This window comes from Tumidithrix elongata BACA0141 (genome assembly GCF_036349135.1).
Classification (GTDB): Bacteria; Cyanobacteriota; Cyanobacteriia; order Pseudanabaenales; family Pseudanabaenaceae; genus Tumidithrix; species Tumidithrix elongata.
The window spans coordinates 1-8,081 of record NZ_JAZBJZ010000167.1; the positions used below are offsets into that span (position 1 = coordinate 1).

The following is an 8,081-nucleotide window of genomic DNA, read 5'->3' on the forward strand; positions in this document are numbered from 1 at the left end:
GGATGATTCAAATCCTCCTAAAACGTCTTGCTTAACTTCTCAAACACTCTCTAAAGTAATTTTTTTAATTCTCATAACTGCTAAACCTCTTGCCAACTAACGAAGTTCTTAGGTCAGACCCCCATGGATTAACAAGTTCAGGACGCGCACAAGGTAACCCCAAGCTTTGCCATAGGGAGCTTTGATTAGTCTAATACGCTTGAGGTCTACTTTTGAGGATAAGTCTAGAATAGTAGGAACAATTCATGAATTCTACCGACAAATTGAATAGGATATTGCTAGTCGCGATGTTATGAAAGAACTGGTTTTGATGGGTGGAGGGCACAGCCACGCGATCGCGCTACGATTATTGGGAATGTGGCCATTGTCAGGGGTTCGGATGACCCTAATTACAGATGTAGTGCATGCGCCCTATTCAGGAATGTTGCCAGGGCATATCAGCGGCTTTTACGACTTTGAGACCTGTCACATCAACCTCATAGACTTGGCGAAATTTGCTAAAGCCAATCTGATTTTAGATCGGGCAGTGGGGCTAGATTTGTCCAATCAGCGAGTTTTATGCGAAAGAAATCCCCCAATAGCCTTTGATTGGCTATCGATTGATATTGGTAGTACCCCTGCAATCATGGCAGTTCCGGGGGCAGCAGCCTATACGATTCCTGCGAAACCCGTGCCCCTGTTCCTAGCCCATTGGGAGAAATTTTTGGCGGCTTTACAAAGCGATCGCGCCATTCCTCCAGATCGTCCTTTGCGCATCGGTATTGTCGGTGGTGGCGCGGGTGGGGTTGAATTATCCCTTGCGATCGCGGCGCGATTAGAGACGATATTCCAAACGAAGGGACTGTCAGCCGCACAGGTAGAAATGCATCTATTTCATCGGCAACCGACGTTAATGTCAGGATATTCTGCAAGAATCGGCGATCGCTTGTGCCAACTGCTCACCCAACGCGGTATTCACCTCCATTTACAGGAATCGGTCAGTGCAGTCATTCCAGAATCTGAGTACCCGTGCGATCCGAATACTTGGGATTTGCCAAAGATTTTGCACTGCCAGTCTGGATTAACTGTGGTTTGCGATCGCATTTTCTGGGTGACCCATGCGACTGCGCCCCAATGGATTCAGCAAACAGGCTTAGCTACTGACGAGCAGGGCTTTATTCTCATAGACAATACGCTGCGATCGGTCTCGCATCCTGAGATTTTTGCGACGGGTGACATTGCCACCATGATGAAAAATCCCCGACCCAAAGCTGGGGTATTTGCGGTGCGTCAAGGAAAGCCCCTGTTCGACAATCTCAGGCGAGTCTCGTTAGGAAAACTCCCTGTTCCTTTTTATCCGCAAAAACGGCATCTTGCCCTGATTGGTACGGGAACAGGGGAAGCCGTTGCTGTCTGGGGCAATCTTTGCGTTGGTCCCTCGACAGCGCTGTGGCATTGGAAAGACTGGCTCGATCGCCAGTTTATGGAACAGTTTATTGGGCTGGGCTAATCCCTGAGAAATTCCCCATAGCCTAAACCCACTCTTCATCGTCATCTTCTTCAGGTTCGCTCTTTTTCGGAGTTTCCTTGACATCTTTCTTAGAAGCATCGACAGCATTTGTTCCTCGTTCGCCCAGATCGGAAAAACGACTCTCAATTAGCCGATCTAGATCTTGAAACATTGCCTTGATTGTTTCTGCCTCCTGCCTTTCTCGTCGTCTTATTTCAGCCGTATCATCAAGTGCTGCGGTAACATCGTCATCCATAGGCTCGCTTGGGCGATCCAGCGATCGCGGATCTGGCTCGATTTTTTCTGGAATGACTACAGTAGTTTCCGTCACCACCGCGATCGCTTCATAGCTCTCTTCTACAGAATCCTCTAAAGTCTCTTCTTCCTCTAGCAATGCTTCGCGATCAGGCTCAGACTCTAAAGTTGGTTTAACAGCTTCTGTGATATTGTCAAGTTCTAACGCAACTTCATTTGTTTCAGCGGTTTCTTCCAATGATTCTTCTTCAAGGACTTCATCACTGTCCAGATCGGATTCCAAGAGGGATTCGGTGGCATCAGGCAGATCGTCAATTCCTTCAGGAATTTCTGCATCCTCAGCGATCGCTTCAGGAGTTTCTTCCTCTTCAAAATCTTCTAAAATCTCTTCACCCAAGAATTCCTCATTGTCAGATTCTTCTTCCAAGAGGGATTCGGTGGTTTCAGGTAGATCTTCAACTTCTTCTGTCACTTCCTCCAAAAATTCTTCATAGTAAAGTTCAGATTCCAAGATGGATTCAGTAGTTTCAGTCAAATCGTCAATTTCTTCAGTAATTTCTTCCTCCTCAGCGATCGCTTCAGGAATCCCCTCCTCTTCAAGATCCTCTGTAATCTCTTCGCCTATAAGCTCTTCAGGCTCTAAGTCAAACTCTAAGAGAGATTCGGTGGCTTCAGGAATTTCTTCCTGTAATGTTTCCTCCTCCAGAAGCTCTTCATCATCGATCTCAGTCTCCAAAATAAATTCGGTGGTTTCAGGTAGATCGTCGATTTCTTCAGTGGTTTCTATATCCTCAGCGATCGCTTCAGGGATTTCTTCTTCAGAATCTTCTAAAGCCTCTTCGTCAACAAGTTCTTCAGCGTTAAGCTCAGGCTCCAAGAGGGATTCGGATTCTTCAGGTAAATCCTCCTCTATAACTTTATCAGCCTCAGTGATCGCCTCAGGGATTTCTTCTTCAGAATCTTCTAAAACCTCTTCATCAAGAATTTCTTCAATCTCAGGTTCAGCGTCTAAAACTGGCGCGATCGCTTCTGGGATATCGTCAAACCCTGCCGTGACTTCTTCAGGCTCAGCAATTTCTTCCTCTAAAGCTTCTTCATTAACAAGTTCTTCAATATCAGGCTCTGAAAGGGATTTAGTGACTTCGGGCAGATCGTTAATCTCTGTTTCCTCAGCGATCGCTTCAGTGATTTCCTCCTCTTCAGAATCCTCTAAAGTTTCCTTTAAGGATTCTTCAGCATCTGGCTCAGATCCCAAGAGTGATTCAGGAACTTCTCTTAAATCCTCAACTTCATCCGTCTCAGCGATTCCTTGCAGGATGCGTCCCGCCGCTTCAGGAACTTCTGCCTCTGGGGCGGCTTTGCGAGTGGGTTCAGAGCCCAAAAGGGATAAGGGGCGATCGTCAAAGTCATCATCAAAATCAGAATCCGCTTCTGAGTCTGCTGAGGGAACTGGAGATGTTACAGGTTTTGTCTGGGGCTTGGTTAAAGGTTTGACAGGTGCTTGCTGAAATTTACCGAGCAAATTTGTCGCAATTTCTGAAAGCTTTGTGGCGGTCGTTGCAACCAATTGTGAAACTTGAGAATCTGGTCTGAAAAGCTGATTGAGACTGCTAGTCAGAGCATTTGGTGTGTCGTCGGGCTGGGATTCTGTTGTAGCGGTGGATGGATCCGATGGATCGAGTAACTCCGCCTTCATTTGTAAGGGGATAATCAGCAGCAGATGGGGCGATCGCTTGCCCAAGGTCGTGAAGTCATTTTTAATTTTCTCGATAGGGTGAGGAGTCAAGCGATCGAATTCCGCAGGGGATGCGAGTAAAACTCGGATCGCCGCGATGCCCGATTGCCAAAGTAGATTGCTTGCCAAAAAGAAAGCCTCTGCCCACACAATGCCTAGTATTCTCAGCACATCGGGGAAAGGAGCGATCGCTGCCGCTAAGGGAGCCGCCTGATACATTTGGCGAAATACGACATACATAAATACCGCAGCAGCTACCGCGATCCAGCCCCCCGTATGCCAGCCATTGGGATGCTGTTTGAGTAAAGACAGTACCCGTCGCTGATTATCGCTAAGTTCTCGATCGGGTTTCGCCACAAACCAAAGGCTAAAGGGTGACAGGGGCTGCTGCCATTGCACCCAAGTGACAAAAACAGCGGGAGGTAACCCAAGCAAGATCGTTTCCAACCACGACGGAAACACAGGATCGCCAACAGCCAAACCACCCATACTCAAAGCAAGTGTGAGTGGGACAGCACATAACAAAGCTATATGCGCCCACAAAAAGGGTTCGTTTTTTTGATAAGTTGAGCTGGGTAGACTACGACCAGGAATAGGGCTAGGAATAGGGCTGGGATTCTGTTGTGTCATGCCTACAACCTCAAAAATAGCGATAAGGGACTAGCTACTAGATTATGGGTTAGGTGACAGGATGATGACATTGCAGATCGAAAATTTAACAACCTCTATATTTTTCTGCTGGGGCATTAACCACTATCCCATGAACAGTTGATCTCGTCGCCGACTGTCATATGCAGACCATCATTGCGGTTAGGACTTAAATGTTGAACCTCTAACCATAAGGTCGATCAGACAATCCACCAGATTTTGGGAAGAGAGGGGCATAATCTCTTTGCCATGAATGATCTCTTGTACCACCACAAAAGAGACGAGGGAACCAAAGAAAATATGAGAAGCTGCTTCTGCATCCTTAATCCCTAGCTCGGGATGAGCGTCAAAGTATTGACTCAAAAGCTGCCGTCCCCGCTGGATTACCGTTTGATAGTAAAGCTTTGCCATTTCTGGAAAGCGAGAAGATTCCGCAATAATCACCTTTAACAAACTCAGATATTCTCGATCTTCCGCGACCTTGAGCAAATAGGTTTCTGCCAACTGCCGCAAGAGTTGGTCGGGTTCGCCGCTCAACTGATCGGACTCAAATAAAGCCTGAAATCGCGCGATCGTCAGTTGTTCGATCAGGGCTTTAAATAGGCTCTCTTTATCGTGAAAGTGACTGTAGATCGTTTGTTTAGAAACCCCTGCCTCGATCGCTACCCGATCCATACTCGTACCCGCATACCCATCGCGAAAGAAAACCTGCATCGCCCCTTGCAATATTTTTTCTTTTTTGCGATCGCTTGTGAGGGAATGACTTACAGCAAGAGTCATGGACTTAACTTAAGTTTAATAAATTTGGCGTTTACTCATACTAGACTGTCTAGTATGATCTGTAAATCTGCACTCTATCGCGATCGCTAAATTATGACCCAAGCTGCCCCTAATCCTCAGGAAGCTCCTCAAAAACAGCCCGACTCGCAAAATTCCGAGCCTAAATCTGAGGGTAATGACAAAGCACCCCCAAAAACAAAGAAATTTAATCCTCGGTTAGCCATTCCTTTAGGATTAGCGATAGGTGCGATCGGCTATGGCATTTGGACGATTTTGCCGAAACCACCTGAAACCATTCTGCATGTGAGTGGACGTTTGGAGTCCGATGAGACGGATATTGGCGCAAAGACTGGCGGAAGGGTAGTAACCATTCTCGTGCGGGAGGGCGATACTGTAAAAAAAGGGCAGGTCGTCGTGGAGATCGAAGATGAAGAAGTTCCTGCCCAACTCAGCGGTTTAAACGCCCAAATCGAATCAGCCCGTCAAGAAGAAGCACAAGCTAAAGAAGAAATCTCTATTGCCGAGAGTCGCATCCGCGAAGCTACGTTTAACCTACAGCAATCCCAAGGTGACGCTAGCGGACGCATCGACCAAGCTCAATTTACAGTTTCTGCCACTGAGTCCGATCTGCGGCAAGCCGAGGCAGTCGTCAAGCAATCGGAAGCACAGGTACAGCAGTCAAAATCCGATCTAAAGCTGGCGACCATAGAACGCGATCGCTATGCCGAGTTGGTCAAACAAGGAGCAGTGAACCAGCAACTGTTCGATCAAAAGCAAACCACGTTAGAGAATTCCACGGCAAATCTGGCTACAGCAGAAGCTAAGCTCGTTGCCAGCAGAGCTGCGGTTAGAGCTTCTCGCGATCGCTTCTTAGCTGCCCAAGGAAATTCTGTACAGGCACAATCTACAGGGTTCAATCCTGATATTCGCAGCGCTCAACTCGATGCGTATTCTATGCAAAAGACACAGGCTCTGGCAAAATTGGCGGCGGCTCAAGCAAAGGTCAAAAATGCGCAGGCAGCCCGCGATCAAATTCAGCGACGATTGGATTCATTTAAGGTAAAAAGTCCGATTGATGGCATTGTTCAAAGTCGCCCCCTCGAACCCGGTGCGATCGTAGCAACGGGTAAAACCCTTCTCACCGTCCTCGATCCTAATGCTGTCTATCTGCGATGTTATATCCCCGAAGGCGACATCGGTAAGATTCGCGTCGGACAGACTGCTAGGGTCTTTCTCGATTCCAATCCCAATAAGTCCTTTATCGCCCATGTCGCTCAAATTGATACCAAAGCTTCCTTCACCCCTGAGAATATCTACTTCAAACAAGATCGCGTTAAGCAAGTGTTTGGCGTTAAATTAGCGATCGATAAACCTGAAGGATTCGCCAAGTCTGGTATGCCTGCCGATGCTGAGATTGATTTAAATCACTGATTTGAATCAATCTCAGTGAATTGCTTCAAAAAATCTTTAAACTCCTGAGTTTGGAAATTACTATTAAGTGGATAACTCTGTTGCTGCTGTGGTTTTAAATACAGATAGTCACATTTAGCACCTGTAAATAGCGTATGTGAATCGAGTTGCCACCCATTGATGCAAATCCCTGACAATAGAGCAAACGAAAAATCCGTATTCTTGACGATCGCCTGACTAAAATTTGCATCGGTCAAGTTAGCTTTCTTAAATGAAGTTCCTATTTTCTTCTTTATTGACTCGATAAACCATTGAAATACATAAAAACTGATAATTGCGGAAATCAAAGTCGGAATTAAAAAAAGAAACGTGCCCGTAAAGCTAATAAACCCCAGCCCTAATGTCAGAAGAACCGTCATCACTACGAAAATCCCAAAGCTAGCATCGCCCAAGAAATTAGTGATTCTGGGAAACTTCTCAAGGATTGTATCCCGTAAGAAAAGCAAAAGAATCAGAACGATCGGCAGTAAAACATTCACTATCTTTCTGTAAAGATCTCCGAACGAATCAAACAATAAGCTATCAATTTTTTCAAGCATAAAACTGAAAGCCACTAGCGCGATCGCCGCAATAATTACCGAGAGAATAGAAATAGGGATATGCCGTTGACTCTGCCCAGTAATCACGCGATCGAAGTTTGCCCCAACCAAAATCGCTCTTGTAAAATCACATCCCCGCAAGTCAGCACCACTAAAATCTACTCCAGTCAGATCCTTTCCAATAAAAGATCTATTCTGTAAATCTTGACTAGCATAGATCTGGTTGCTCATTTGTATAATCCCAATAATGACAGTACAAAACTTTGCTTATCCTACTGCTAGTTTCGATTCTATCTCAGTACAAGACCTTTATAGCCGATTGGCTTGAATCGTCCTCTTTGTTTGGGCTGCACAATTGTACATAGTTCGAACTTACAATAGACTGTAAAAGAGCTGTTTTACTAGGAGGCATCATGGGTTACGTTTGCGAACTAGGCTCAGGTTACAGCATCTATCTCGACAATCAAGGCACTCAAACCATGATTACTACAGTTATGAGCAGCCCAAGCCAGCAGCAACAGACTAGCAGTAGTATTAGCACTGGTGTCTGGACTGCTCCACCAAAGATTTTCCGTACTCCCATGGGTGCAGCGATCGAGATTTTTACTGCGCAAGGAGAGGTTTTTATTAGCGTTCAAGGAAATGCAACGAGCGTTACAAGCGAAACTTCTTTCATTGGCAGTGCCCAACAAATGCAGATGCAACAGGTTGCTAGCGCTCCGTCGTTCTCCACCCCAATGGAACCCATGAGCCCGATGCTGCCAATGCAACCGTTAAAAATGGGAAATATGCAAATGAATATGAATCCGATGGAAATGCGTATGGGATCTGTGGCGACTTCGACATCAATGTCAACCTCCAGTTCCAGTACCCGTCGGTTTTGCAGTCAGTGCGGTAAGGCAATCGAGCCAAGCGATCGCTTTTGTTCCAATTGCGGACATCATTTAGCTTAGAGAGCTATCTAGATTATCTTTTGAGATAAGTCGTGAAATCGCAGAATTCACCAAATCTGGAATACCCACCGATGCTGAAAGCAATTTGAGTAATTAATAGCTCACTAAAGAGGTTTAAAATTCCTATGACGATTGTTCAGGCTTTATCATAAATAACCCCTTAGTACAGGACAAAACCTTGCAATAAAGACAGAAGAGGGGTTTCATAGGAA

Annotated in this window: 6 protein-coding genes; 3 read left to right on the forward strand and 3 right to left on the reverse strand. The window is 45.8% G+C overall.

The genetic code is table 11. The annotated features are described in order from the left end of the window. The first annotated feature begins 292 nt into the window (after positions 1-292). Entirely contained in the window at positions 293-1,489 is a 1,197-nt protein-coding gene (locus tag V2H45_RS23825; protein WP_330486189.1) for an FAD-dependent oxidoreductase, read from the forward strand. Positions 1,490-1,511: 22 nt separating this feature from the next. Here V2H45_RS23825 and V2H45_RS23830 read toward each other — a convergent pair whose 3' ends face one another. Next, entirely contained in the window at positions 1,512-4,109 is a 2,598-nt protein-coding gene (locus V2H45_RS23830; protein WP_330486190.1) for a low-complexity tail membrane protein, read from the reverse strand. A 180-nt stretch (positions 4,110-4,289) separates the two neighbouring features. Then, positions 4,290-4,907 (reverse strand): TetR/AcrR family transcriptional regulator, encoded by a 618-nt coding sequence (locus V2H45_RS23835; protein ID WP_330486191.1) that lies wholly within the window; start codon positions 4,905-4,907, stop codon positions 4,290-4,292. Between the two features lie 93 nt (positions 4,908-5,000). Here V2H45_RS23835 and V2H45_RS23840 point away from each other — a divergent pair, with 93 nt between their 5' ends. Then, entirely contained in the window at positions 5,001-6,338 is a 1,338-nt protein-coding gene (locus V2H45_RS23840; RefSeq protein WP_330486192.1) for an HlyD family secretion protein, read from the forward strand. Here V2H45_RS23840 and V2H45_RS23845 read toward each other — a convergent pair. Next, positions 6,332-7,147, reverse strand: a complete 816-nt coding sequence (locus V2H45_RS23845; RefSeq protein WP_330486193.1) for a pentapeptide repeat-containing protein — start codon at positions 7,145-7,147, stop codon at positions 6,332-6,334. The genes V2H45_RS23840 and V2H45_RS23845 overlap by 7 nt on opposite strands. A gap of 182 nt (positions 7,148-7,329) precedes the next feature. Between V2H45_RS23845 and V2H45_RS23850 the strand changes: the two genes are divergently transcribed. Further along, positions 7,330-7,869 (forward strand): zinc ribbon domain-containing protein, encoded by a 540-nt coding sequence (locus V2H45_RS23850; RefSeq protein WP_330486194.1) that lies wholly within the window; start codon positions 7,330-7,332, stop codon positions 7,867-7,869. The last annotated feature ends 212 nt before the right edge of the window (positions 7,870-8,081 follow it).

Excerpts from the sequence above, each read along its gene's own strand:
- V2H45_RS23825 (WP_330486189.1), top strand. The coding sequence starts at position 293 with ATGAAAGAACTGGTTTTGATGGGTGGAGGGCACAGCCACGCGATCGCG.
- V2H45_RS23830 (WP_330486190.1), bottom strand. The coding sequence starts at position 4,109 with ATGACACAACAGAATCCCAGCCCTATTCCTAGCCCTATTCCTGGTCGT.
- V2H45_RS23835 (WP_330486191.1), bottom strand. The coding sequence starts at position 4,907 with ATGACTCTTGCTGTAAGTCATTCCCTCACAAGCGATCGCAAAAAAGAA.
- V2H45_RS23840 (WP_330486192.1), top strand. The coding sequence starts at position 5,001 with ATGACCCAAGCTGCCCCTAATCCTCAGGAAGCTCCTCAAAAACAGCCC.
- V2H45_RS23845 (WP_330486193.1), bottom strand. The coding sequence starts at position 7,147 with ATGAGCAACCAGATCTATGCTAGTCAAGATTTACAGAATAGATCTTTT.
- V2H45_RS23850 (WP_330486194.1), top strand. The coding sequence starts at position 7,330 with ATGGGTTACGTTTGCGAACTAGGCTCAGGTTACAGCATCTATCTCGAC.